Annotated in this window: 19 protein-coding genes; 4 read left to right on the top strand and 15 right to left on the bottom strand. The window is 73.3% G+C overall.

The features are described from left to right. Positions 1 to 36 precede the first annotated feature (36 nt). Complete coding sequence (locus AQJ30_RS26325) at positions 37 to 1,515, top strand: cytosine permease (protein ID WP_067238902.1); 1,479 nt, start codon at positions 37 to 39, stop codon at positions 1,513 to 1,515. Between the two features lie 79 nt (positions 1,516 to 1,594). Here AQJ30_RS26325 and AQJ30_RS26320 read toward each other — a convergent pair whose 3' ends face one another. The 5 genes from AQJ30_RS26320 to AQJ30_RS26305 form a co-directional block, all read right to left on the bottom strand. After that, positions 1,595 to 2,683, bottom strand: coding sequence for a branched-chain amino acid aminotransferase (locus AQJ30_RS26320; protein ID WP_067238900.1), 1,089 nt, complete (start codon positions 2,681 to 2,683; stop codon positions 1,595 to 1,597). Between the two features lie 253 nt (positions 2,684 to 2,936). Beyond that, entirely contained in the window at positions 2,937 to 3,989 is a 1,053-nt protein-coding gene (locus tag AQJ30_RS26315; protein ID WP_067238897.1) for a 3-isopropylmalate dehydrogenase, read from the bottom strand. A gap of 207 nt (positions 3,990 to 4,196) precedes the next feature. Continuing rightward, on the bottom strand, positions 4,197 to 4,328 hold the full coding sequence (locus AQJ30_RS39860; RefSeq protein WP_107119710.1) for a hypothetical protein: 132 nt from the start codon (positions 4,326 to 4,328) through the stop codon (positions 4,197 to 4,199). A 275-nt stretch (positions 4,329 to 4,603) separates the two neighbouring features. Continuing rightward, positions 4,604 to 6,235 (bottom strand): L-glutamate gamma-semialdehyde dehydrogenase, encoded by a 1,632-nt coding sequence (gene pruA, locus AQJ30_RS26310; RefSeq protein ID WP_067238894.1) that lies wholly within the window; start codon positions 6,233 to 6,235, stop codon positions 4,604 to 4,606. Between the two features lie 54 nt (positions 6,236 to 6,289). Further along, positions 6,290 to 7,216, bottom strand: coding sequence for a proline dehydrogenase family protein (locus AQJ30_RS26305; protein WP_067238891.1), 927 nt, complete (start codon positions 7,214 to 7,216; stop codon positions 6,290 to 6,292). 143 nt (positions 7,217 to 7,359) lie between these two features. On the opposite strand from AQJ30_RS26305, the gene AQJ30_RS26300 reads away from it, so the two are divergent. Further along, the gene (locus AQJ30_RS26300) at positions 7,360 to 8,562 is read left to right on the top strand and encodes a PucR family transcriptional regulator (RefSeq protein WP_079084317.1); all 1,203 of its coding nucleotides are present in this window, start codon (positions 7,360 to 7,362) and stop codon (positions 8,560 to 8,562) included. Positions 8,563 to 8,652: 90 nt separating this feature from the next. On the opposite strand, the gene serA is transcribed toward AQJ30_RS26300, so the two are convergent. The 6 genes from serA to AQJ30_RS26270 all read right to left on the bottom strand — a co-directional run bounded on the left by serA (position 8,653) and on the right by AQJ30_RS26270 (position 18,749). After that, entirely contained in the window at positions 8,653 to 10,242 is a 1,590-nt protein-coding gene (gene serA / locus AQJ30_RS26295; RefSeq protein ID WP_067238885.1) for a phosphoglycerate dehydrogenase, read from the bottom strand. A gap of 227 nt (positions 10,243 to 10,469) precedes the next feature. Further along, entirely contained in the window at positions 10,470 to 11,468 is a 999-nt protein-coding gene (ilvC, locus tag AQJ30_RS26290) for a ketol-acid reductoisomerase (RefSeq protein WP_067238884.1), read from the bottom strand. Between the two features lie 118 nt (positions 11,469 to 11,586). Further along, positions 11,587 to 12,111 (bottom strand): acetolactate synthase small subunit, encoded by a 525-nt coding sequence (gene ilvN, locus AQJ30_RS26285; protein WP_067238881.1) that lies wholly within the window; start codon positions 12,109 to 12,111, stop codon positions 11,587 to 11,589. A 28-nt stretch (positions 12,112 to 12,139) separates the two neighbouring features. Further along, complete coding sequence (locus AQJ30_RS26280; protein ID WP_107119709.1) at positions 12,140 to 13,987, bottom strand: acetolactate synthase large subunit; 1,848 nt, start codon at positions 13,985 to 13,987, stop codon at positions 12,140 to 12,142. A 231-nt stretch (positions 13,988 to 14,218) separates the two neighbouring features. Further along, positions 14,219 to 17,377, bottom strand: a complete 3,159-nt coding sequence (locus tag AQJ30_RS26275) for a putative bifunctional diguanylate cyclase/phosphodiesterase (RefSeq protein ID WP_067238877.1) — start codon at positions 17,375 to 17,377, stop codon at positions 14,219 to 14,221. 397 nt (positions 17,378 to 17,774) lie between these two features. Beyond that, positions 17,775 to 18,749 carry a 2-hydroxyacid dehydrogenase gene (locus AQJ30_RS26270; protein WP_067238874.1) on the bottom strand — a complete coding sequence of 325 codons (975 nt, stop codon included), beginning with the start codon at positions 18,747 to 18,749 and terminating at the stop codon, positions 17,775 to 17,777. A 74-nt stretch (positions 18,750 to 18,823) separates the two neighbouring features. Here AQJ30_RS26270 and AQJ30_RS26265 point away from each other — a divergent pair, with 74 nt between their 5' ends. Both AQJ30_RS26265 and AQJ30_RS26260 read left to right on the top strand, forming a co-directional pair. Continuing rightward, positions 18,824 to 19,825 (top strand): aldo/keto reductase, encoded by a 1,002-nt coding sequence (locus AQJ30_RS26265; RefSeq protein ID WP_067238871.1) that lies wholly within the window; start codon positions 18,824 to 18,826, stop codon positions 19,823 to 19,825. Between the two features lie 226 nt (positions 19,826 to 20,051). After that, positions 20,052 to 21,212, top strand: a complete 1,161-nt coding sequence (locus AQJ30_RS26260; protein ID WP_067238868.1) for a PQQ-dependent sugar dehydrogenase — start codon at positions 20,052 to 20,054, stop codon at positions 21,210 to 21,212. On the opposite strand, the gene AQJ30_RS26255 is transcribed toward AQJ30_RS26260, so the two are convergent. The 4 genes from AQJ30_RS26255 to AQJ30_RS26240 form a co-directional block, all read right to left on the bottom strand. Next, positions 21,205 to 21,399 carry a DUF6191 domain-containing protein gene (locus AQJ30_RS26255; protein ID WP_067238865.1) on the bottom strand — a complete coding sequence of 65 codons (195 nt, stop codon included), beginning with the start codon at positions 21,397 to 21,399 and terminating at the stop codon, positions 21,205 to 21,207. The two genes, AQJ30_RS26260 and AQJ30_RS26255, sit on opposite strands and share 8 nt — an antisense overlap. A gap of 47 nt (positions 21,400 to 21,446) precedes the next feature. Next, positions 21,447 to 24,602 carry a helix-turn-helix transcriptional regulator gene (locus AQJ30_RS26250; protein ID WP_067238863.1) on the bottom strand — a complete coding sequence of 1,052 codons (3,156 nt, stop codon included), beginning with the start codon at positions 24,600 to 24,602 and terminating at the stop codon, positions 21,447 to 21,449. 62 nt (positions 24,603 to 24,664) lie between these two features. Continuing rightward, positions 24,665 to 24,901 (bottom strand): hypothetical protein, encoded by a 237-nt coding sequence (locus AQJ30_RS26245; protein ID WP_067238860.1) that lies wholly within the window; start codon positions 24,899 to 24,901, stop codon positions 24,665 to 24,667. Between the two features lie 193 nt (positions 24,902 to 25,094). After that, the gene (locus AQJ30_RS26240; RefSeq protein ID WP_067238857.1) at positions 25,095 to 25,664 is read right to left on the bottom strand and encodes a hypothetical protein; all 570 of its coding nucleotides are present in this window, start codon (positions 25,662 to 25,664) and stop codon (positions 25,095 to 25,097) included. Positions 25,665 to 25,692: the final 28 nt, after the last annotated feature.

Below are 25,692 nucleotides of genomic sequence, written 5' to 3'. Positions count from 1 at the left end.
TCACATTGAACGTCGTTCTAACCGAGGGAGACCAGCATGCCGATGGAACAGCGCGGAGTCGACACCGTCCCCGAGGACGAACGCACCAGCGGTCCGCGCGACCTGGTCTCGATCCTGCTCGGCTCGAACCTCTGCCTGGGCGTGATCGTCTTCGGCTGGCTGCCCCCGTCCTTCGGCCTCGACTGGTGGGGTTCGCTCACCTCGATCGTGGCGGGCACCGTCGTCGGCACCGCCCTCACCGCGCCGCTGGCCCTGATCTCGCTGCGCACCGCGACCAACCTGTCCACCTCCTCCGGCGCCCAGTTCGGGGTGCGCGGACGCCTGGTCGGCTCGGTGGTCGGCCTGCTGCTGGCCCTCGGCTACACCGCGCTGACCGTGTGGATCGGCGGGGACGTGGTGGTCGGCGTCCTCGGCCGCCTGGCCGGGCTCCCCGCCGACGCGCTGTCCTACGCCGTGGTCTACGGGCTGCTCGCGGCGGCGACGGTGGCGGGCGCCGTCTACGGCTACCGGGTGCTGCTCGCCATGTCCCGGGTCCTGGCCGTCGGCATGACCGCGCTGCTGGCGCTCGGGGTGCTCGCCTACGCCCCGCACTTCACCACCGCCGCGCTGCCGGGCGCGGGCGGCCACCTGCTCGGGGGCTACTGGCCCACCTGGTTCCTGTCGGCGGTGGCCGCCGGGCTGTCCGGGCCGATCGCGTTCATCACGCTGCTCGGCGACTACACCCGCTACATCTCACCGGCCCGCCACTCCTCCCGGCGGGTGCTGCGCGCCACCTGGGCCGGCCTGCTCCTCGGCCTGCTGGTGCCGCAGCTCTTCGGCACCTTCACGGCGTACGCGGCCCGCGCGGCCCTCGACTACGCCGGCCCGCTGGTCGACGCCTCCCCCGGCTGGTACCTCGTCCCGCTGCTGCTGGCCGCCTCGGCGGGCTCGGTCGGCAACGCGGGGCTGATGCTGTATTCGATGGGCCTCGACCTCGACGCCATCCTGCCCCGCGCCTCGCGCGCCCGGGCCACCTGCACGGTCGCCGTCGTCGCCACGGCCTGCGTGTTCGTGGGCCACTTCGCCTCCCGCGCGCAGGACGCGATGACCTCCTTCGTCCTGCTGCTCACCGCGGTCGGGACCCCGTGGGCGGTGATCACCCTGATCGGCTTCGTGCGCTGCCGCGGCGTCTACGACCCGGACGCCCTCCAGGTCTTCAACCGCCGCGCGCGGGGCGGCATCTACTGGTTCACCGGCGGCTGGCACGTCCCGGCCACGGTGAGCTGGGCGCTGGGCGCGGTGGTGGGCGTGCTCGCGGTGTCGCTGCCCTCGTACGAGGGCCCGCTGCTGGGGCTGACGGGCGGGGTGGACTGCAGCTTCCTGCTGTCCGGACTGGTGGGCGGGACGGCGTACGTCCTGTCGACGCGCGGGTCCGCACGCACGACGGCCCCGGCGTCCCTCGAGGAGGGGTCCGGGGCCGGTGCGTCGGACTCGGCGGCACTGCCGGCCGGGCCGGGCGGGCCCGGCCGGGGCTGATCCCGCGCCGCCGCCGGGCTTCCGGGGTGCCGGGCGCCGGGTGCGGCGGGCCGGGTGCCGGGGCGCCGCCGTGCCGGGGTCAGGCCAGCCGGTGCATCCAGCCGTGCTTGTCCTCGGCAGTGCCGCGCTGGATGTCCAGCAGCGCGTCACGCAGCCGCAGGGTCACCTCGCCGGGCTCGCCGCCGCCCTGCTGCCACTCGCCGCTCGCGCGCTTGACCGTGCCGACCGGCGTGATCACCGCCGCCGTGCCGCAGGCGAACACCTCGGTGAGGGTGCCGTTCTCGGAGTCGCGCTGCCACTGCTCGACGGAGACCCGGGCCTCCTCGGCCCGGTACCCGAGGTCGCGGGCGACGCTGAGCAGGGAGTCACGGGTGACGCCCTCCAGGATGGAGCCGGTCAGCGTGGGGGTGACGATCCTGTCGCCGTACACGAAGTACAGGTTCATCCCGCCCAGCTCCTCGACCCACTGGTGCTCGACCGCGTCGAGGTAGCAGACCTGGTCGCAGCCCTTGGCGGCGGCCTCGGCCTGGGCGAGCAGGGAGGCGGCGTAGTTGCCGCCGGTCTTGGCGTCGCCCATGCCGCCGGGGACGGCGCGGACGCGGTCCTCGGAGACCCAGATGGAGACCGGGCGCACCCCGCCCGGGAAGTACGCGCCGGCCGGCGAGGCGATGACCAGGAACAGGTACTCGTTGGCCGGCTTCACGCCGAGGCCCACCTCGGTGCCGATCATGAAGGGCCGCAGGTACAGCGACTCCTCGCCACCGTGGGCGGGGACCCAGTCCCGGTCCTGGGCGACCAGCGCGTCGCACGCCTCGATGAACGTCTCCACCGGCAGCTCCGGCATCGCCAGGCGGCGCGCGGACCGCTGGAAGCGCAGGGCGTTCTGGTCGGGGCGGAAGGTGGCCACCGAGCCGTCGGGCTGGCGGTAGGCCTTCAGGCCCTCGAAGATCTCCTGGGCGTAGTGCAGGACGTGGGTGGCCGGGTCGAGGGGGATCGGCGCGTACGGAACGAGCTGGCCGTCGTGCCAGCCCCGGCCCTCGGTCCACTTGATCGTCACCATGTGGTCGGTGAAGTGGCGGCCGAACCCGGGGTGGGCCAGGATCGCCTCGCGCTCCGCGGCGGAGAGCGGACTGGCGGAGGGCTTGAGCTCGATCGTGGGCGTGGTCATGAGTGGTTGTCCTTCACCGGTTGTCGTGTCGGGCCGCGCTCATGCCCCGCACGACCGTGTCGGCCGGTGGTAGGACGTCCGAGCATTCCCTCATGTCGCGGCTCCGCGTTCGATTATCGCGCGGATGCCGGGGCGGAAGGAATCGGGGTGAAGGGTGGAGCGGCCCAGGGGTTGATGGTGGCACCCGGGGCCGCATACGGAAAGCCGCCGGGTGCGGAAGCGACCCGACGGCTTTCGTGTGCAGCGCGGCGGGTCAGCCGGCTACGCGTACGGCGAGCGCGTCGCCGATCCGGGCGGTGCTGCGGGCGGGCTGCCCGGCGCGCTCCGCGAGGTCGGCGGAGACGGCGTCCTCGATGCGGGCGGCCTCGGTCTCGTACCCGAGGTGGCGCAGCAGCAGGGCGACGGACAGGACCGTGGCGGTGGGGTCGGCCTTGCCCTGGCCGGCGATGTCCGGGGCCGAGCCGTGCACGGGCTCGAACATGGACGGGAACGCGCCGCTCGGGTTGATGTTCCCGGACGCGGCGACGCCGATGCCGCCGGAGACGGCCGCGGCGAGGTCGGTGATGATGTCGCCGAAGAGGTTGTCGGTGACGATGACGTCGAACCGCTCGGGCTGGGTGACCAGGTAGATGGTCGCGGCGTCGACGTGGATGTACTCGGTGGTGACCTCGGGGTACTCCGCGGCGACCCGGTCGAAGACGTTCGTCCACAGGTGACCGGCGAAGGTCAGCACGTTGTTCTTGTGGACGAGGGTGAGCTTCTTGCGCGGGCGGGCCTGGGCGCGGGCGAAGGCGTCACGGACGACGCGCTCGACGCCGTAGGCGGTGTTGACGGAGACCTCGGTGGCGACCTCGTGCTCGGTGCCCTTGCGGATGGTGCCGCCGTTGCCGGTGTACGGGCCCTCGGTGCCCTCGCGGACCACGACGAAGTCGATCTGCGGCTCGCCGGCCAGCGGGGTGGCGACACCCGGCAGGAGCTTGGAGGGGCGCAGGTTGACGTGGTGGTCGAAGGCGAAGCGGAGCTTGAGCAGGAAGCCGCGCTCCAGGACGCCGGACGGCACCGAGGGGTCGCCGATCGCGCCGAGCAGGATGGCGTCGTGCCGCTTCAGGGCGTCGAGGTCGGCGTCGGTGAGGGTCTCACCGGTGGCGTGGTAGCGCCTGGCGCCGAAGTCGTACTCCTTGGTCTCCAGCTTCACATCCTGCGGGAGGACGGCGGAGAGGACCTTGAGCCCTTCGGCCACGACCTCCTGGCCGATGCCGTCACCGGGGATCACTGCGAGATTGAGGATGCGAGAGCTAGCCGACATGGCGAGCACCCTACTCCTCGTCCCATGGGATGACACGGCTTGTCCGCCATCCGGACAGCTCCGGCGTCCGCGGCCCACCCGGACGGCGGGCGCGGCGACCACTTCGAGGTGCGGCGCGGGGTCCGGGTCCCGTCGGACGCCGCGCCGCACCCCGCGGGAGGGCGGCTCCCGGCTCGTGGGGGCGCGGCAGGAGGGCTGCCGCCGGGCTCAGTGCCCGGTCTCGCCGCCGTTGTCCCGGCGGTCCAGGGCGCGCTGGAGCGCCGCGGCGGCGTTCTTGCGGTCGGACTCGGTCGTACGGGAGAGGTGACGGACTCGGCGGCGGGCGGTCGTCTCGGCCATGGTCGTCGGCTCCTTCGGCATCCGGGAGTGCACTGTGCACGGGAGGGTGTGGAGACGCCGGAAAGGGCGGGGAGCGGGGGCCGCAGGGGTTGCCTGCACGGGGCCCGGCTCACGACCGCCATTCGCTGGGTCGAGCGAGACGTTCGGCTCCTACAAAGCTAAGCGACGGTCCTCGGTCTGTCTGCACAATTACTCGGACTTCCTACTATCTGAGACGGCGACGGGCCGGGCCCGACCCGGAGGTCGGACCCGGCCCGTGCGGGGCGCGGTGGGACTCAGCCCATGTGCGGGTAGCCGTAGTCGGTCGGCGGGACCAGCGTCTCCTTGATGGCGCGGGTGAGGGTCCAGCGCATCAGGTTCTGCGGGGCGCCGGCCTTGTCGTTGGTGCCGGAGGCGCGGCCGCCGCCGAAGGGCTGCTGGCCGACCACGGCGCCGGTGGACTTGTCGTTGATGTAGAAGTTGCCGGCCGCGTAGCGCAGCTTCTCCATCGTGTACGCCGCGGCGGCGCGGTCGCCCGCGACGACCGAGCCGGTGAGGGCGTAGGCGGACACCGACTCCATCTGGGTCAGCATCTCGTCGTACTTCTCGTCGTCGTACACGTACACGGCGAGGATCGGACCGAAGTACTCGGTGGTGAACACCTCGTTCTCCGGGTCGGTGCACTCGATGACCGTCGGGCGCACGAAGTAGCCGACCGAGTCGTCGTAGCTGCCGCCCGCGACGATCGTGCAGGACGGGTCGCCCTTGGCCCGGTCGATGGCCGCCTTGTTCTTGGCGAAGGCGCGCTCGTCGATGACAGCGCCCAGGAAGTTGGACAGGTCCGTCACGTCGCCCATGGTCAGGTAGTCGACCTCGGCGGCGAACTCCTCCTTGAAACCGGAGTTCCAGATGGAGGCCGGGACGTACGCCCGGGACGTGGCGCTGCACTTCTGGCCCTGGTACTCGAAGGCACCCCGGGTCAGGGCGGTCTTCAGCACCGCGCGGTCGGCCGACGGGTGGGCGACCAGGAAGTCCTTGCCGCCGGTCTCGCCGACCAGGCGCGGGTAGGAGCGGTAGGTCTCGATGTTCTCGCCGACCGTCTTCCACAGGTACTGGAAGGTCTTGGTGGAGCCGGTGAAGTGGATGCCCGCCAGGTCGCGGTGGTGCAGGGCGACCTCGGAGACCTCGATGCCGTCGCCGGTGACCAGGTTGATGACGCCCTTGGGCAGCCCGGCCTCCTCCAGCAGCTGCATCAGCAGGACGGCCGCGTGGGTCTGGGTCGGGGACGGCTTCCAGACCACCACGTTGCCCATCAGCGCGGGGGCGGTGGGCAGGTTGGCCGCGATCGCGCTGAAGTTGAACGGCGTGATCGCGTAGACGAAGCCCTCCAGCGGGCGGTGGTCCAGACGGTTCCACACGCCCGGGGAGTTCGCCGGCGGCTGCTCGGCGAGGATCTGGCGGGCGTAGTGGACGTTGAAGCGCCAGAAGTCGACCAGCTCGCAGGGGCTGTCGATCTCGGCCTGCTGGGCGGTCTTGGACTGGCCGAGCATGGTCGAGGCGGCGATGGTCTCGCGCCAGGGGCCGGCCAGCAGCTCGGCGGCGCGCAGGATGATCGCGGCGCGGTCGTCGAAGGACAGCGCGCGCCAGGCCGGCGCGGCGGCGAGGGCCGCGTCGATCGCGTCCTGCGCGTCCTGCCGGGTGGCGTGGCGCAGCGTGCCGAGGACGGCCTTGTGGTTGTGCGGCTGGACCACCTGGAAGGGCTCGCCGCCGCCCATGCGCTTCTCGCCGCCGATGGTGCAGGGCAGGTCGATCGGGTTGTCGGCCAGCTCCTTGAGCTTCGCCTCCAGGCGCGCGCGCTCGGGCGAGCCGGGGGCGTAGCCGTGCACCGGCTCGTTGACGGGGGTGGGGACCTGGGTCACAGCGTCCATGGGTTCCGTAACTCCTTGCGTGAGCGGTGTTGCGAGCGGGGGTGCGGTGCGGGCTCAGCCCTTGCTGACCATCGAGCGGGCGAAGAAGCGCAGGTTCGCCGGCTTCTCCGCGAGACGGCGCATGAAGTAGCCGTACCAGTCGGTGCCGTAGGCCGTGTAGACGCGCATGCGGTGGCCCTCGGCGGCCAGCCGCAGGTGCTCCTCGCCCCGGATGCCGTACAGCATCTGGAACTCGTACTCGTCGAGCTTGCGGCCGGCGCGCCGGGCCAGCTCCTGGGCGATGGAGATCAGCCGCGGGTCGTGGGACCCGATCATCGGGTAGCCCTCGCCCTCCATCAGGATGCGCAGGACCCGGACGTAGGCCTTGTCGATCTCGTGCTTCTGCTGGTACGCGACCTCGGCGGGCTCCTTGTAGGCGCCCTTGACCAGGCGGACCCGGCTGCCGGCGTCGGCCAGGCGGCGGGCGTCGGCCTCGGTGCGGAAGAGGTAGGCCTGGATGACGCAGCCGGTCTGCGGGAAGTCCTTCCGCAGCTCCTCGTGGATGGCGAACATCGAGTCGAGGGTGGTGTGGTCCTCGGCGTCGAGCGTGACGGTGGTGCCGATCGCGGCGGCGGCCTCCACGACGGGGCGGACGTTGGCGAGGGCCAGTTCGTGACCGCCGTCCAGCGCCTGGCCGAACATGGAGAGCTTGACCGACATCTCGACCTTGTCGCCGAGGCCGAGCGGCGCGATCCGCTCGATCAGCTCCAGGTAGGCGTCCCGGGCCGCGGAGGCCTGCTCCGGGGTGGTGATGTCCTCGCCGACGACGTCCATCGTCAGCTCCAGGCCCTTGCCCGTGAGCTCCTGGACGATGGGGACGATGTCGTCCACCGTCTCCCCCGGGATGAAGCGGTCGACGACCTGCTTGGTCACCGGGGCCGCCGAGATCAGGCGTCGCATCCGGTCGCTGCGCGACGCGGCGAGAATCACGGGACCCAGCACGGGGCACCTCCATCGATCGTGCATCAGGGGGCCGCCGGCCGACGGGGCGGCCACGGCACGGGGAACCACCGTGAAACCTAAGGATCCCTCCGATCCTGGGCCATCGACAGCTGTCACGCATCCGTGCGGGAGATCTCAGACAGATGTATGAAAGGACCGGCGACGTGCGGGACAATGCCCGGGTGACGTCCGAGTACGACGGTGACTACCAGGAGCTGGTCGACGAGATCTCCGAGCTGCTCGGCGCCCCCGCGACGCTGGAGAACCGCGACTTCGAGCTGATCGCGTTCGGCGCCTACGACAGCGAGGACGACCTCGACCCGTCGGCGCTGGACCCGGTGCGCACCCGCTCGATCCTCACCCGGCGCTCCACGGCCGCCGTCCGCGCGTGGTTCGAGGGCTTCGGCATCACCCGCGCCACCGGCCCGGTGCGCATCCCGCCGACCCCGGAGGCGGGGGTCTACCGCGGGCGGATCTGCCTGCCGGTACGCCACCGGGGGGTCGTCCTCGGCTACGTGTGGCTGCTGGACTCCGAGCCGGGACCCTCGGACGCGCAGCTCGCCGCCGCGATGGAGGTGACGGCGCGGATCGGCGCGCTGCTCGCCGACGAGGTGCAGCACGGGGCCGACCTGACGCGTGAGCTGCGGGCGGTGCTGACCGCCGGGTCGGGCTGGCAGCGCGACATGGCGGTCGCCGAGCTGCGCACCGCCCTGGGCCCGCGCGCGGACGGCCCGCACACGCTGGTGTGCGTCGCGCCCTGGCCGTCGGCCGACCCGGACGACGCCCCGTCGGTGCGGACCGTGCCGCACGCCACCGCGCTGTGCACCGTGCCGTGGGGCACGGCCGGCCAGAGCCTGGCGGTGCTGGTGCGGCTGCGCTCGGCGGACGTGCGGACCCCGGCGGTGACGGCGGCGAACCGGCTGCTCGGCGCCGGGGGCCGCGCGGCCGGCGTCGGCGAGCCGGGCACCGGCCTGGCCGGGCTGGCCGCGTCCTGGACCCAGGCCGCGGCCGCGGCCCGCGCCGCCCTGGCCGAGCCCCGGCTGGGGCCGGTCGCCGAGTGGTCCGGCATCGGCCCGTACCGCCTGCTGACCCGGCTGCCCGCGGACGCGCCCCGCGACCCGGCGGTGGCCCCGCTGCTGACCCCGGCCCACCGGGAGCTGGCCCGCACGGCGGAGGTCTACCTCGACGGCGCGGGCCAGGCGGGCCGCACCGCCGCCGCCCTCGGCATCCACCGCCAGACCCTCTACTACCGCCTCTCCCGCGTCGAACAGCTCACCGGCCTGGACCTCGACGACGGCGAGGACCGCCTGCTGCTGCACATGGCGCTCAAGGCGGCCCGGCTCTAGGGGGTGTCCGTCCGGTTCCGGCGGGAAACGCCGGACGCCGGGCGGTCCGAGGGGGAACCTCGGGCCGCCCGGCGTCCGGGACGGGGTGGGTCAGACCAGGTTCACCGAGCGGGCCGACGTGGCGCCGATCTCCGCCGCGACCTCGGCCAGCACACCGGGGGCCACCGTGTCGTCCACGGTCAGCACGGCGAGCGCCTCGCCGCCGACCGTCGCACGGGCGACCTGCATGCCGGCGATGTTGATGCCCGCCTCGCCGAGGATGCGGCCGACGGTGCCGACGACACCGGGACGGTCCTCGTAGCGCAGCACCACCATGTGGTCGGCGAGGGCCAGGTCCACGTCGTACTCGCCGACGGCGACGATCTTCTGGACGTTCTTGGGGCCGGCCAGCGTGCCGGAGACCGCCACCTCCTCGCCGCCCGCGAGGGTGCCGCGCACGGTGACGACGTTGCGGTGGTCGGCCGACTCCGAGCTGGTGGTCAGACGGACCTCGACGCCGCGCTCCTGCGCGAACAGCGGGGCGTTGACGTAGGACACGGTCTCGGCGACGACGTCCTCGAAGACACCCTTGAGCGCGGACAGCTCCAGCACCTTCACGTCGTGCTGGGTGATCTCGCCGTACACCTCGACGTCGAGGCGGACCGCGACCTCGCCCGCGAGGGCGGTGAAGATCCGGCCGAGGCGCTCGGCGAGCGGCAGGCCCGGCTTGACGTCCTCGGCGATGACACCGCCCTGCACGTTCACCGCGTCGGGCACCAGCTCGCCGGCGAGCGCGAGGCGCACCGACCGAGCGACGGCGATGCCGGCCTTCTCCTGCGCCTCGTCGGTCGACGCGCCGAGGTGCGGGGTGGCCACGACCTGGTCGAACTCGAACAGCGGGGAGTCGGTGCACGGCTCCTTGGCGTACACGTCGAGGCCTGCGCCGGCGACGCGGCCCTCCTTGAGCGCCGAGTACAGCGCCTCCTCGTCGACGATCCCGCCGCGCGCGGCGTTGACGACGCGCACGCTCGGCTTGACCTTGCGCAGCGCCTCGTCGCCGATCAGGCCGACCGTCTCCGGGGTCTTGGGCAGGTGGACGGTGATGAAGTCGGAGACCTCGAGCAGCTCGTCGAGCGACAGCACCTTGACGCCCATCTGGGCGGCCCGCGCGGGCTGCACGTAGGGGTCGTAGGCGACGACCTTCATGCCGAACGCGGACATGCGCTGCGCGACGAGGGCGCCGATCCGCCCGAGACCCACGACTCCGAGGGTCTTCTCGGCGAGCTCGACGCCCGTGTACTTGCTGCGCTTCCACTCGCCGTTCTTCAGCGCGGCGTTGGCCTGCGGGATGTTGCGGGCCGTGGCGAGGATCAGGCCGCAGGCCAGCTCGGCGGCGGTCACGATGTTGGAGGTCGGGGCGTTGACGACCATCACGCCGGCCTTGGTGGCGGCGGAGACGTCGACGTTGTCCAGGCCGACGCCGGCGCGGGCGACGACCTTCAGCTTGCGGGCCGCGGCGATCGCCTCGGCGTCGACCTTGGTGGCCGAGCGGATCAGGATGGCGTCGACGTCGGCGATGGCAGGGAGCAGTTCGGCTCGGTCCGCTCCGTTGCAGTGCCGGATCTCGAAGTCCGGGCCGAGGGCGTCCACAGTCGCGGGCGACAGCTCTTCAGCGATGAGTACGACAGGTTTCGAGCTCACGTGAGTCCTCACAGATGCAATGCGGACGGCCGTCCCGACGGCCGCAGGCGGTGGAGGGGCTAGCCGCGTGGAGACGCACGACGCTGTGGGCCTGACGCGTATGTAGTACGGCAGTGTAGTGGCGCGGCGGTGCGCGTCCTGCGCCTCTGCGGAAGGATCACCCGTCCGTGTGCGACGGGTTGGACAACGGGGCCGGAGCGGTCCGCTCCGGCCCCGTCACCCGGGGCTCACGCCTCTTCGTCGACCCAGCTCATCAGCTTGCGCAGCTGCTTGCCGGTGGTCTCCAGCAGGTGCTCGGAGTCCTGCTGCTTGTACTCGTTGTACTTCTTCAGGCCGCCGTGGTACTCGTCCATCCACTGCTGCGCGAAGGAGCCGTCCTGGATCTCGGCGAGGACCTTCTTCATCTCGGCCTTGGTGGCGTCGGTGATGATCCGCGGGCCGGTGACGTAGTCGCCCCACTCGGCGGTCTCGGAGATCGACCAGCGCATCTTCTCCAGGCCACCCTCGTACATGAGGTCCACGATCAGCTTCAGCTCGTGCAGGCACTCGAAGTAGGCGATCTCCGGCTGGTAGCCGGCCTCGGTCAGCGTCTCGAAGCCCGCCTTGACCAGAGCGGCCGTACCACCGCACAGGACGGCCTGCTCACCGAACAGGTCGGTCTCGGTCTCCTCGGTGAAGGTGGTCTTGATGACGCCGGCGCGGGTGCCGCCGATGCCCTTGGCGTACGACAGGGCCAGCGCGAAGGCGTTGCCGGTGGCGTCCTGCTCGACGGCCGCGATGCAGGGGACGCCGCGACCCTCCTCGTACTGACGGCGCACCAGGTGGCCCGGGCCCTTGGGGGCGACCATGCAGACGTCCACGCCGGCCGGGGGCTTGATGAAGCCGAAGCGGATGTTGAAGCCGTGGCCGAAGAACAGGGCGTCGCCGTCGTTCAGGTGCGGGGCGATGGACTCCTCGTAGACCTGGCCCTGGATCGGGTCCGGCACCAGGATCATGATGACGTCGGCCTCGGCGGCGGCCTCGGCCGGGGTCACCACGCGCAGGCCCTGCTCCTCGGCCTTCGCGCGGGACTTGGAGCCCTCGTGCAGGCCGACCCGCACGTCGACACCGGAGTCGCGCAGCGACAGGGCGTGGGCGTGGCCCTGGCTGCCGTAGCCGATGACCGCGACCTTGCGGCCCTGGATGATGGACAGGTCGGCGTCAGCGTCGTAGAACAGCTCGGCCACTTTGCGTTCACTCCTTGGGTACGGGTGTTGCGTCCCACCGTATGACGGCGGGGGGAGGGGAGGTTCGGGGGTCTCGGTATCCGGGCGGCCGGTGATCGCCGGCCGCCCGGAGCTGTGCCTAGGCGGACCGGTCGAGCGCGCGCAGCGAGCGGTCCGTGATCGAACGGGCACCGCGGCCGATCGCGATCGTGCCGGACTGGACGAGTTCCTTGATGCCGAACGGCTCCAGCATCTTGAGCATGGCGGACAGCTTGTCGCTGCTGCCGGTGGCCTCGATGGTCACGGCCTCCGGGGAGACGTCCACGGTCTTGGCGCGGAACAGCTGGACGATCTCGACGATCTGGGAGCGCGTCTCGTTGTCGGCGCGCACCTTCACCAGAACGAGTTCGCGCTGGACCGCCTGTGACGGCTCCAGCTCGACGATCTTCAGCACGTTGACGAGCTTGTTGAGCTGCTTGGTGACCTGTTCCAGCGGCAGGTCGTCGACACTCACCACGATGGTGATGCGGGAGATGTCGGGGTGCTCGGTGACACCGACCGCGAGCGAGTCGATGTTGAAGCCGCGCCGGGAGAACAGGGCGGCGATCCGGGCGAGGATGCCCGGCGTGTTCTCCACCAGGACGGAGAGCGTGTGCTTGGACATGGTTTCTGCTCTTCCTTGCCGGTCGCGGTCAGTCGTCTTCGCCGTCGCCGAAGTCCGGGCGGACGTCCCGGGCGGCCATGATCTCGTCGTTGGAGGTGCCGGCGGCGACCATCGGCCACACCATGGCGTCCTCGTGGACGATGAAGTCGACGACCACCGGGCGGTCGTTGATGCTGTTGGCCTCTTCGATGACCTTGTCGAGGTCGGCGGGGTCCTCGCAGCGGATCGAGTAGCAGCCCATGGCCTCCGACAGCTTCACGAAGTCGGGGACGCGGGTGCCGCGGGCCTGCGGGTTGACGTCGTCGGGCCCGGAGTGCAGCACGGTGTTGGAGTAGCGCTGGTTGTAGAAGAGGGTCTGCCACTGGCGGACCATCCCGAGGGCGCCGTTGTTGATGACTGCGACCTTGATCGGGATGTTGTTCAGGGCGCAGGTGGTGAGCTCCTGGTTGGTCATCTGGAAGCAGCCGTCGCCGTCGATCGCCCACACCGTCTGCTGCGGCGCGCCGGCCTTGGCGCCCATCGCGGCCGGGACCGCGTAGCCCATGGTGCCCGCGCCGCCGGAGTTCAGCCAGGTGGCGGGCTTCTCGTACTTGATGAAGTGCGCGGCCCACATCTGGTGCTGGCCGACGCCCGCCGTGAAGATCGTGCCCTCGGGGGCCAGGCGGCCGATGCGCTCGATGACCTGCTGCGGGGAGAGCGAGCCGTCCTCGGGCAGGTCGTAGCCCAGCGGGTAGGTCGAGCGCCAGCGGTCGAGGTCCTTCCACCAGGCGCCGTAGTCGCCGCGGTGGCCCTCGGCGTGCTCCTTCTGGACGGCCTGGACCAGGTCGGCGATGACTTCTCGGGCGTCGCCGACGATCGGCACGTCCGCGGCGCGGTTCTTGCCGATCTCGGCCGGGTCGATGTCGGCGTGGACGATCTTGGCGAACGGCGCGAAGCTGTCCAGCTTGCCGGTGACGCGGTCGTCGAAGCGGGCGCCGAGGGCGACGATCAGGTCGGCCTTCTGCAGCGCGGTGACGGCGGCGACGGAGCCGTGCATGCCCGGCATCCCCAGGTGCAGCGGGTGGCTGTCGGGGAACGCGCCCAGCGCCATGAGGGTGGTGGTGACGGGCGCGCCGGTCAGCTCGGCGAGGACCTTCAGCTCGGCGGTGGCCTGCGCCTTCAGCACGCCGCCGCCGACGTAGAGCACGGGCCGCTTGGCGGCGGTGATCAGCTTCGCGGCCTCGCGGATCTGCTTGGCGTGCGGCTTGGTCACCGGCCGGTAGCCGGGCAGGTCCAGGACCGGCGGCCAGGAGAAGGTGGTCTGCTTCTGCAGGATGTCCTTGGGGATGTCGACCAGGACCGGGCCGGGGCGGCCGGTGGAGGCGATGTGGAACGCCTCCGCGACCACCCGGGGGATGTCCTCGCCCTTGGTCACCAGGAAGCTGTGCTTGGTGATCGGCATGGTGATGCCGACGATGTCCGCCTCCTGGAAGGCGTCGGTGCCGATCGCCGAGGAGACCACCTGGCCGGTGATCGCGACCAGCGGCACGGAGTCCATCTGCGCGTCGGCGATCGGGGTGACCAGGTTGGTGGCGCCGGGTCCCGAGGTCGCCATGCAGACGCCGACCTTGCCGGTGGCCTGCGCGTAGCCGGTGGCCGCGTGGCCGGCGCCCTGCTCGTGACGGACCAGGATGTGGCGCACCTTGGTGGAGTCCATCAGCGGGTCGTACGCCGGGAGGATCGTGCCGCCGGGGATGCCGAACACCGTGTCGACACCGACCTCCTCGAGCGAACGGATGAGGGACTGCGCACCCGTGACGTGCTCGGGGGCGGACTGGTGTCCTCCGGATCGGGGCCGGGGCTGCGGATGAGGGGCCCCGGTGGCCTGCTCGGTCATCGGCATTCTCTTCTCGATGCTGAGGGTTTTTGCGAGGTTCGGGCGGGGTTCGGCTGCCGCACGACAGGTATCCGTGCAACAAAAAACCCCTCGTGCCGTAAGGCAAGCGAGGGGAGCGCGCCGGGTGGGGATCGCTGAGCGGTTCAGGGCTCAGCGTCAGCCGACGCGCTGTCCAAGTACGAGAATTCGGGTGCGCATGGCACTGACCCTCCCCCCGACGCGCACCACGTGTCAAGTGGGTGGGACGGGCGTCTCATCATGTGAGCAGAGGGCCGTTCCACCACCGAGGACGGCCGTGACCCCTCCGGTGTACCGCAGGGCCGCGCCGCCCGCGAGCGCCGGCTCGCCCGGGCCGTGCGGCACCGGGCACCGGCCGGAGCGCAGCGAGCGGCGCAGCCGGTACTCGTCCAGCGGGCCGGTGAACGCCATGCCCTGGCCGTGGGTGCAGCCCATCGCGCGCAGGGCGACGACCTGTTCGGGCAGGTCCACGCCGTCGGCCACGGACTGCAGCCCCAGGTCGGCGGCGATCCGCAGCAGCCCGCTGGTGATCTTGTGCAGCCGGGCGGACTCGACGACCCCCTCGACCAGGCCGCGGTCCAGCCGCAGCACGTCCAGGGGGAGCCTGCGCAGCGCCGTGAGCGCGCCGTAGCCGGAGCCGAAGCCGTCCAGGGCGATGCGCACCCCGTGCCGGCGCAGGGCCCCCAGCCGGCGCTCCAGCTCGTCGAAGGAGACCCGCGGGTCGAGGTCGGTCACCTCCACGACGAGCGAGCCCGAGGGCAGGCCGTGCCGGGTGAGCAGGGTCTCGACGGAACCGGGCGGCATCGACCGGTCCACCAGCCGCCGCGCCCCCATGCGCACGCACACCGGCGCGCTCAGCCCGGCCGCGGCCCGCTCGGCGGCCTGGGAGACGGCCTCCTCCAGGACCCAGCGGCCCAGCTCCGCGGTGCGCTCGCCGTCCTCGGCGACCCGCAGGAACTCGGCGGGCGTGAACAGCACGCCCTGCGAGGACCGCCAGCGCGCCTGGGCGCTGACCGCGGTGATCCGGCCGTCGGCCAGCCGCACCACGGGCTGGTGCAGCAGCATGAACTCGCCGTCGTGCAGGGCCGCCCGCAGCCGGGTGGCCAGCTCCGCCCGGCGTACGACGTCCTGCTGCATCTGCGGCTTGTACAGCTCGACGCGGCCCTTGCCGGCCGCCTTGGCTCGGTACATCGCCAGGTCGGCGTTGCGCAGGAGCTCGCCCGCGCCGAGGCCCGGTTCGGCGAAGGCCACGCCGATGGACGCGGCGACCCGGACGTCGGAGCCGTCGATGTCGTAGGGCTGGGAGAGGGTGAGCCTGAGGCGGTCGGCGAGCTCCAGGATGTGCCGCTCGCGTGCGCCGCGGTCCCGGGTGGTGTCGCCGACGATGAGGGCCGCGAACTCGTCGCCGCCCAGCCGGGAGGCGGTGTCGCCCTGGCGGACGGCGTCCTGGAGGCGGCGGGCGGCCTGGACGAGCAGGGCGTCGCCGGCCTGGTGGCCGATGGTGTCGTTGACCGCCTTGAAGCCGTCGAGGTCGATGAAGAGCACGGCGGTGTTGCGCAGTGCGGTGCCCCGGTCGGAGCTGCGGCGGCCGGACAGGGCGTGCTGGACGCGCCGGGTGAACAGGGCGCGGTTGGGCAGGTCGGTGAGCGGGTCGTGCTCGGCGTTGTGCTGCAACTGCGCCTGGAGGCGGACGCGTTCGGTCACGTCACGGCAGTTGAAGATGAGGCCGCCGTGGTGGCGGTTGACGGTGGACTCGACGTTGAGCCAGCCTCCCCCGCCCCCGGCGTCCCCCGGACGGGAGGTGCCCGCGCCGCCCGACCGGAAGCGGCACTCGATGCGGGTGGTGGGTTCCTCCGCGGGGTCGGCGGCGAGGAAGCGGCGCAGCTCGTGCACCACGCAGCCCAGGTCCTCCGGGTGGATCAGACCGGCCAGCTCGGTGCCGACCAGCTCCTCCGCGGGGCGTCCGTAGACCCCGGCGGCGGCCGGGGAGACGTAGCGCAGGACGCCGCTCGGGGCGGCGATCATGATGACGTCGCTGGAGCCCTGCACCAGGGAGCGGAAGTGGTTCTCCTTCTGCGCCAGTTCCTGGGTGAGGGTGATGTTGTCGAGCAGCATGATGCCCTGGCGCACCACGAGGGCCAGGACGACGGCCCCGCCGGTGATCAGGACGACGCGGTCGACGCTGCGGCCGTTGAGCACGTTGTAGAGGATGCCCAGCGTGCAGACGGCGGCGGCGAGGTAGGGCGTGAGGGCGGCCAGCGAGCCGGTGATCGGCCGGGTGCCCGGGTAGCGGCCGGGGTCGCTCCCCGGTGCCGGGCCGGACCGGCGCCCGGCGTCGCCGCCCGCGGCCGCCACCGACGCCTGCGCCGGTGCCTGTGCCTGCGCCTGTGCCTGTGCCAGGGTCTGCGTCCCGGCGGGGCCCGTGGCCGTGGTCGGGGTGGGCGGGACGGTGGTGCGCTGTCCGGGCAGGTGCTCGTGGACCACGCGCGTGTGCCCCTCGCGCACCGGCTGGCGGCGGGCGTGACGGGTGGAGGCCCAGGGGGCGTAGGCCAGCAGCAGGGAGCCCGCGAACCAGCCGGCGTCGAGCAGCTGGCCCGAGCGGTAGTTGTTGTGCAGCAGCGGGGAGGTGAACAGGGCGTCGCACATCACGGTGAGGGCGAGTGCCCCGATCGCGGTGTTCACCGCGGTGCGGTTCGCGGTCGAGCGCCGGAAGTGCAGCACCAGCACCATGCTCACCAGGGCGATGTCCATCAGCGGGTACGCCAGCGACAGCGCGGCGTGCGCGACGCTGGGGCCGTCGAACCGGGCGGCCTGGGCGAGCGCCAGGCTCCAGGACAGGGTGAGCAGCGAGCCGGCGATCAGCCAGGCGTCCAGGGCGAGGCAGACCCACCCGGCCTTGGTCATGGGCCGGGTGGCGAGCACCAGCAGGCCCACGATGGCCGGCGGGGCGAAGCACAGGAAGAACAGGTCGGCGTAGGAGGGGCTGGGCACGGGCCGCCGCAGGACGACCTCGTACCACCCCCAGACGCCGTTGCCGAGGGCCGCCATCGTCGAGGAGAGGGCGAACAGCAGCCAGGCCGGCCGGAAGCGCACGCGGCGGGTGCGCGCGTAGAGGAAGCAGGAGACGGCGGCGGTGCCGGCCGCGGCGGCCAGCCCGAAGTCGCCCATGACCAGGGCGAGTTCCTCGGAGCCCCAGTCGAGCGCGGAACCGATGGCGTAGGCCGCGCAGACGAGGGCCAGCACCATCTGGTGGACCAGGCCGGGCCGCAGGGGTGCGGGGGGCCGGGGTCCGACCGGGGCGGCACCCACCGGGGTCCGCTCCCTCGGCGTCCCGTCGAGCACGGGCGTGGAGGTCGACGGCGGCGAGGTCACCGGGGCCTCCTGGCACGCGCCGGCCCCGGGTCCCGCAGGGCCCGGTGGACCGGGTGGGCCGGCCGGCGCCGGCAGCCCGGCCGGCGGTGGTGACTGGTCTGTGCGCCCCGGTGACCGGGGTGTGCGCCGTGGGCACGTCCGTGCGCCGTCGTGCGCCAGGGTCGCCGCCGACGGCTCCGCCGCGTCGGATCGTTCGTCCATAGGCCGTGCATCGCCCGTCGCCCCCCTACAGTCTGAAATGTCCGTCCCCGGCGCCGAATGTGCCCGGCGCAGCCCCTGTCGGGACGATACACCAGGATCGTCACTCAGGGACATAGTTCCTCTACGCTCAGTGACGATCAACGACGGCGCACGCACGGACCGCGCACGGGGGACTGCGGAGGGTGCCCGGAGCGGGTCAGTCGCTCGCCGCGCCCGTCGTCAGGACCACGTTCCGCAGCGGCTCCCGGTTCACGTACCGGCCCAACTGGTCCACCAGCAGGCGCTCGGCGCGGGGCAGGAAGGCGGAGGTGGGGCCGCCGACGTGCGGGCTGATGAGCACACCGGGCGCGTGCCACAACGGGTGGTCGGCCGGCAGCGGTTCGGGGTCCACGACGTCCAGGGCGGCGGTGATGCGCCCGCCCTCCAGGGCGCCGAGCAGGGCGTCGGTGTCCACGACGGCCCCGCGGGCCACGTTGACCAGCAGCGCGCCCTCCTTCATCCGGGCCAGGAAGTCCTTGCCCACCAGGCCGCGGGTGGCCTCGGTGAGCGGGGTGGAGAGGATGACGACGTCCGCGTCGGGGAGCAGCGCGGGCAGCTCGGCGATCGGGTGGACCGGGCCGCGCTCCGTGGTGCGTGCGGAGCGCGCGACGCGCACCACCCGCGCGAGCTCGAACGGCGCGAGCCGGTCCTCGATGGCGGCGCCGATCGAGCCGTAGCCGACGATCAGCACGCTCCGGTCGGCGAGCGCCGGGTGGAAGCGGCTCTGCCAGCGTCCCTCCTGCTGCGCCCGCACGAACCCGGGGATGCCGCGCAGGGACGCCAGGGTCAGGGCGACGGCGAGTTCGGCGGTGCTCGCCTCGTGCACCCCGCGGGCGTTGCACAGGCTGACGCCCGCGGGCAGGTCGGACAGGTGGCCGGTGATGTCGTCGACGCCCGCGCTGAGGGTCTGCACCACGCGGAGGTTGCGCATCAGCGGCAGCGGCCGCACCTTCACGGACTGCCGCTTGAGGTACGGCACGACGTAGACGGCGCAGTCGGCCGGGTCCCCGGGGAAGGGCTGGGTGCCGTCGTCCCCGCCGTCGTAGAAGAGGTAGTTGGGGCCCTCGGGCAGGCCGTCGATGCCGTCGGGCGGGAGGGGGAGCCATACGTCACGGGGCGCGTCGTGGGTCATGCCAGGAGGCTATGTCAGGGGCGTGCGGGCGCAGAGGTTAGGTTGGGGGTCGGCACAGGGAGGGTCACGGGCTGGTGGAGCGCAGGACGATCGGCGCGGGGGCGCTCGCGGTGGGGGCCGTCGGACTCGGGTGCATGCCGATGAGCTGGGCCTACAGCGCGTCGCGGCAGCGGGGCGAGGAGTCGCTGAGGGCGGTGCACCGGGCGCTGGACCTGGGGGTCTCGCTGCTCGACACCGCCGACATGTACGGCCCGTTCACCAACGAGCTGCTGCTGGGGCGGGTGTTGAAGGAGCGGCGGCAGGACGCGTTCGTGTCGACCAAGGTCGGCCTGCTCGTCGGCGAGCAGCACATCGTGGCCAACGGCCGCCCCGGGTACGTGCGCAGGGCTTGCGACGCCTCGCTGCGCCGGCTGCAGACCGACGTGATCGACCTCTACCAGCTGCACCGCGCCGACCCCGAGGTGCCCGTGGAGGAGACCTGGGGGGCCATGGCGGACCTGGTGCGGGCGGGCAAGGTGCGGGCGCTCGGGCTGTGCGCGGTCGGCGCGCGGGGCGGCCGCCGCACGCCGGGACCCCGGCTGTACGACGCCACGCTGCGCCAGTTGCGGCGGGTGCAGCAGGTCTTCCCGGTGAGCGCGGTGCAGGCCGAGCTGTCGGTGTGGTCGCCCGAGGCGCTGGACGCGCTGCTGCCGTGGTGCGCGGAGCGGGGCGTGGGATTCCTCGCGGCGATGCCACTGGGGAATGGTTTCCTCACCGGCACCCTCCGGCCCGGCGCGGGCTTCGAGCCGGCCGACCTGCGCGCCCGGCACCCCCGCTTCACGGCGGAGATGATGGCCGCGAACCAGCCGATCGTGGCGGGCCTGCGCCGGATCGCCCGGCGCCACGGCGAGGACGTCACCGCCGCGCAGGTGGCACTGGCCTGGGTGCTGTCCCGGGGGCGGCAGGTGATACCGGTGCCGGGCACCAAGCAGGAGCGGTGGGTCACGCAGAACGCGGCGGCGGCCGGGCTGCGGCTGACACCGCGGGACCTGGCGGAGATCGACGGGCTGCCGGCCGCGCAGGGGTCCTGGGACTGACACGTCCTGGAGCGGGCGCGTCCTTGGACCGGCGCATCTCGGGGCTGGTGCGTCCTGGGGCTGGCGCGTCCCGGGGCTGGTGCGTCCCGGGGCTGGTGCGTCCCGCGGTTGGCGCGTCCTGGAGTCGTACCGGCCGGCGCTCCGGAGCGGTTCGGGGTGCGGTGATCGGGAACCCGGGGGGCCGCGCGCGGTGTATGACAGGGAGAACCCGCCGCGTCGAAGGGACATGATCGTGCAACGTCGAGCCGTACCGGCCGTGTTGGCCGTGAGCGCGCTGCTGCTGACGGCCGGCTGCTCCGCCGGCGACGGGGGCGCGCCGGACACCGGCCGCACCTCCGCCGGGACCGCTCCGGCGCGGTCCGCGTCGCCGAGCCCGGCCGAGCCGACACCACCGGCCAAGGGCACGGTGAAGGTGGTCCGCACGGTCACCGAGGGCCTGGACACCCCGTGGGGCCTCGCGCCGGTCCCGGACGGCGACCTGCTGGTGTCCTCCCGTGACGAGGGCACGATCACCCGGATCGACGCGGACAGCGGGCGCAGGACCGAGCTGGGCGAGGTCGCGGGCGTGGAGCCGAACGGCGAGGGCGGCCTGCTGGGCATCGCCCTGTCCCCCGACTACGCCGCGGACCACATGATCTACGCGTACCTCACGTCGGCCTCGGACAACCGCGTCGTCCGGATGCTCTACGACGAGAAGAAGCCGGCCGGGGAGCAGCTGGGCGCGCCCGACACGGTCTTCAAGGGCATCCCCAAGGGCGTGATCCACAACGGCGGCCGGATCGCCTTCGGACCCGACCGGATGCTCTACGTCGGCACCGGCGAGACCGGTGACCGGGGGCTCGCCCAGGACAAGGACTCCCTGGCCGGCAAGATCCTGCGCCTGACCCCGGAGGGCGAGCCGGCCCCGGGCAACCCCTTCGACTCCCCCGTGTACTCCTACGGCCACCGCAACGTGCAGGGCCTGGCGTGGGACGACAAGCAGCGGCTGTTCGCGTCGGAGTTCGGTCAGGACACCTGGGACGAGCTGAACGCGATCAAGCCGGGCGGCAACTACGGCTGGCCCGAGGCCGAGGGCAAGGGCGACGACGCGGCGTACCAGGACCCGGTCGCCCAGTGGCACACCGACGACGCCTCGCCCAGCGGCGTCGCCTTCGCCCGGGGCTCGGTCTGGATGGCGGGGCTGAAGGGCCGGCGCCTGTGGCGCATCCCGCTGAGGGGCACGCAGGCGTCGGCGGCCCCGCAGGACTTCCTGGAGGGCCGGTACGGGCGGCTGCGGACGGTGGTGGCGGCCGGCGGGGACAAGCTCTGGCTGACCACGAGCAACACGGACGGACGGGGGACGCCGAAGCAGGGCGACGACAGGATCCTGGAGCTGGAGGTCAGCTAGGGTCTGTTCCTCCCTGCGGGGCGTCCTGCTCGGGCGGGCGGACGACCACCTTCCCCGAGGCGAGGTCTATCGGGCCCCGGCCGGGATCGGCGTCGCCGACGTCCTCGCGGGTCAGCTCCAGGCGGTTCTCCTCGTCCCGGGTGTGCTTGCGCCCCGGCGCGAACAGGTCCTCGAAGGCGTTGAACATCGCGCTTCCCTCCCGCGCCCGGGGGCGACGCCGCGGCCGGCGCCGTCTCAGCCCGCCACCAGCCTCCCCTCCACCTCCGGCGGGAACAAGCCCAGGCGGTGGGCGAGGGCCGCCGCCTGGCCCCGGCCGGAGACGCCCAGCTTGGCCAGGATGTGGGAGACGTGGACGCCGGCCGTCTTCGGGGAGATGAACAGTTCGTCCGCTATCTGCCGGTTGGTGCGCCCGGCGCAGACCAGCCGCAGCACCTCGTGCTCGCGGTTGGTCAGGCCGTACGGGTCGGCGGGGACGGTCCCGCGCAGGAGGGGCAGGCGGGTTCGGTGCGCGAGCCGGGTCGCGGCGTCGGCGAGGGGGCGGGCGCCCAGGTGCTCGGCGACGGCGCGGACCAGGCGCAGGAGCTCCGTGGCGCGGGCGCGCTCGTCACCGCGGTCGTCGTCGCGGTCGTCGTCGCGGTCGTCGTCGCGGTCCCGACCGTCCCCGGCACCGTCGCCGTCGCGGTCCTGGTCATGACTGCCCTGGCTGCCGTCGCCGCCCGTGGTCAGGAGGGCCTCGGCCAGCCGGTACCGGGTGCGGGCCAGGTCGTAGGGGCGGTCGAGCGCCTCGAAGGCGGTGACCACGGCGCTCCACTCCCCCGGGTCGCCGCGGCCCTCGGCGCGCGCGAGTTCGGCGCGCACCCAGTCCTGGTGGGCCCGCCACAGCGGGACGGCCGCGGTGAGCCCCTTGGCGGCACGGCGCAGGGCAGCGGTCCGGGCGGGGTCGGGGACGGGCGCGTCGCCCTCCAGGGCGGCCGCGGTGAGCAGCAGCGGCCAGCCGTAGCGCTCGCAGCCGGGCGGGAAGCCGGCCGCCAGGACCCGGTCGAGGTGGGCCTGCGCCCGATCGGGGCGGCCCTCGGCGGCGGCGAGGCCGAGCGCGACCCGGGTCAGGGGCAGCTCGTGCTGGGCTGCGTCCTCCTGCGCCCGGAACAGGTCGCGGGCCAGCGCGAGATGGCGGCGCGCCTCGTCCAGGTCGCCGCGCTCGTAGGCGAGTTCGGTGCGGACGGTGGCCAGGAAGCCGCGGGTGGTGGCGCCCTGGCCGACCTGTCCCGCGGTGAGGGCGCGGTCGGCCTCGTCCCAACGGCCCAGCGACATCAGGGACTCGGCGAGGTTCCCCCACACCCAGCCCTCGCTGTCGGCCAGGCAGTGGCGCCGGGCGAAGGCGACGCCCTCCTCCAGGAGGGGCACGGCGGTGCGGGAGCGGCCGATCGCCTCCAGCCCGGAGGGCAGGTTGACGTAGACGTTGAGCGCCACGGTGGGGATGTCCTCGGCGAGCGCCCGCTCCTTGACCTCGTGCAGCGCGGTGAGGCCGGTCTCGGTGTGCCCGGAGGCGAGCTGGAGGGTGCCGAGGATCTGGCGGGCGTTGAGCTCGGTCTCGCGGGCGCCGACCATGCGGGCGTACTCGACGGCCCGTTCGGCGGCGCGGAAGGCGTCCGGGCCGGGCGCGTGGATCATCGCCCAGTTGGCGACCTGGACGAGGACCTCGGCGTGCACCCGGCTGGGCGGCAGGCCGCGCACGCACTCCTCGGCCCGGGTCAGCTCCGCCCGGCCGTCACCGCGGCCGACCTGCCGCGTCAGCCGGGCGCACTGGATCCAGAACCACGCCGAGCGCAGCGGGTCGGGCTCCTCCTCGAGGAGCCGCAGCGCCCGCCGGGCGGTCTTCAGGGCGCGTTCGCGCTCCCCGCACAGCCGGCCGGCGACGGTGGCCGCCGCCATGAGATCGAGATAGCGGGGCGCGGTCCCGGACGCGGAGCGGCCGTCGGGATCCGCCGCGGGGCGGCCGTCGGGGTCCGCGGGTCCGGCGGGCGGCGGGGGCGGGTACGACTCGGGGTGCTCCAGGGGGCTCAGCCCGGCGCGGACCTCCTCGGGGGCGGTGTCCCACAGCTCCATGGCCCGTTCCAGGAGGCGCAGTTGCTCGCTGTGGGCGTGGCGGGAACGGGCCTGGTCGGAGGCGTCGAGGACGGCGGGCAGGGCCTTGGCCGGGTCGTGGGCGCGGTACCAGTGGCTGGCCAGCCGCATGGCCCGCTCGTCGGCCGGGACGAGCCCCGGGTCGTCCTCCAGGGCCTCGGCGTAACGGCGGTTGAGGCGGGAGCGCTCGCCGGGCAGCAGGTCGTCACTGACGGCCTCGCGGACCAGCGAGTGGCGGAAGCGGTAGCCGTCGCCGCCGGGTGTGGCGAGGAGCAGGTTGGCGTTGACGGCCGCCCGCAGCGCCGCCAGCAGGTCGTCCTCGGCGAGCCGGGCGACGGCGGCCAGCAGCCGGTACTCGACGGTGTTGCCGCCCTCGGCGACGATCCGGGCGATCCGCTGGGCACTCTCGGGCAGCGCCTCGACCCGGACGAGCAGCAGGTCGCGCAGGGAGTCGGTCAGTCCCGTGCGGCAGCCCTGACGGGCGGCGACGGCGAGTTCCTCGACGAAGAAGGCGTTGCCGTCGGAACGTTCGAAGATCGCGTCGACCTGTGCGGGGTCGGGGTCGGCGGCGAGGATGCCGGCGATCTGCCGCTCGACCTCGGCGCGGGTGAACCGGCCGAGGTCGATGCGGTGGACGGTGCGCAGCCGGTCGAGTTCGGCGAGCAGCGGGCGCAGCGGGTGGCGGCGGTGGATGTCGTCGCTGCGGTAGGTGGCGAGGACGACGAGCCGGCCGGTGCGCAGGGTGCGCACCACGTACGACAGCAGGTGGCGGGTGGAGGCGTCGGCCCAGTGCAGGTCCTCCAGGGCGACGACGACAGTGCGTTCGGCGGCGACGCGTTCCAGCAGCCGCACGGTGAGCTCGAAGAGGCGGGCGGTGCCCTCCTCGTCGTGGCGGCCGGTGCCGGGTTCGGCGAACTCCGGGAGCAGCCGGGCGAGTTCCTCCTCCTGGCCGGCCGCGGCGGCGGCCAGGTCGTCCGGCAGGGCGCGGCGCAGGGCGCGCAGCGCGGTGGAGAACGGGGCGAACGGCAGCCCGTCGGCGCCGATCTCGACGCAGCCGCCGACGGCGACGACGGCGCCCGCGCGGGCGGCCGCGGCGGTGAACTCCTCGACGAGCCGGGTCTTGCCGACCCCGGCCTCGCCGCCCAGGAGCAGCGCCTGCGGCTCGCCCGCGGCGGCCCGGGCGAGCGCGTCGTCCAGGGTGCCCAACTCGGCGGCGCGGCCCACGAACACGGGTGAGACGGTCCTGGTCTGCACGGTCCCGAGCATGGCACAGGGCCCCGGCGCCGCCCCGGTGTTTTCTTCGGGGAGGGCCGGGGCGGCGGGGGCGTTCACGCGGCCCGGGTGGACCGCAGCCGCCAGGAGCGGCGGGCATGGCCGGTATGGCTGGTGGGGCCGGTACGACTGGTATCGGACGGGCCGGCGTCGCCCTCGCGGGCGGCGGTGCGGCCGGCGGCCTCGCGCCGGGCGGCCCGGCGGCCGCGGACGACCTCGCGGGCGAGGCGCTCCTGGTCGGCCTGGCGGATGAGTTCGGCGGAACGGAGCTGCTGGAGCTCGAGCTCGTACATGCGGTCCCCTCGGGAGAGTGTGTCGGCTTCGCTCGGTTGCGATGCCTCCACCTTCGTCTCCGAGGCGGGTCCGCCACATCGGGAGAGTTCCGCATCTTCGCGGGGGCGCGGTGCCTTAGACGCGGGTGAGGGGCCCCGGGCCCGGCGTAAGGCACGTACGCCGGGGCCTAAGGCCCCTCGGGTGAGGACCGGTTCAGCTCGCGGGCGGCAGGCCGAGCAGGGCGTCGCTGTACTTCAGCACGGCCAGCAGCAGGCCGATCACGCCGAGCGCGACACCGGCCCAGGCGACCGACTTGATCCAGGGCGCCTGCGGCCTGCCGGGCGCGCCGAAGGCCGGGCGGACCAGCACGACCGCGCCGGTGACCAGCGCGACCAGGGCGAACAGGCCGGCCCACAGCGCGGTGGTGTGCCAGGCGTCGCCGTAGACCTCCTTGATCTGCTGGGAGACGCTCGCCGTGGAGGAGGTCCGCAGCTGGCCGACCAGGGTCTCGCGGGCGGCGGCGACGGTGCCCGTCCAGCTGCCGGTGAGCGACACGATGCCGAGGGCGACGGAGACGACGGCCCCGGCGCCCTGGCCGACCCCGGAGGGCCCGGCCGCTCCGGCCGCCTCGGCGTCCGTCGTGGCGTCCGCGTCGGCGTCGGCCTCCGGGTCGGCACCGCTCGCGCCCCCGGTGGCGGCGTCCCGGGCGGTGGCGGCCTCCTGGGGGGCGGCCTCCTCGGTGCGGGCGTCCTCGGCGGCGGTCTCGTCAGTCGTGGTTTCCATGCCTGGCACCGTACGGACGCTCTCTGAG

This window comes from Streptomyces longwoodensis (assembly GCF_001514125.1).
In the GTDB taxonomy this organism is placed as follows: Bacteria; Actinomycetota; Actinomycetes; order Streptomycetales; family Streptomycetaceae; genus Streptomyces; species Streptomyces longwoodensis.
This window is presented reverse-complemented; position numbering and strand designations above follow the sequence as displayed.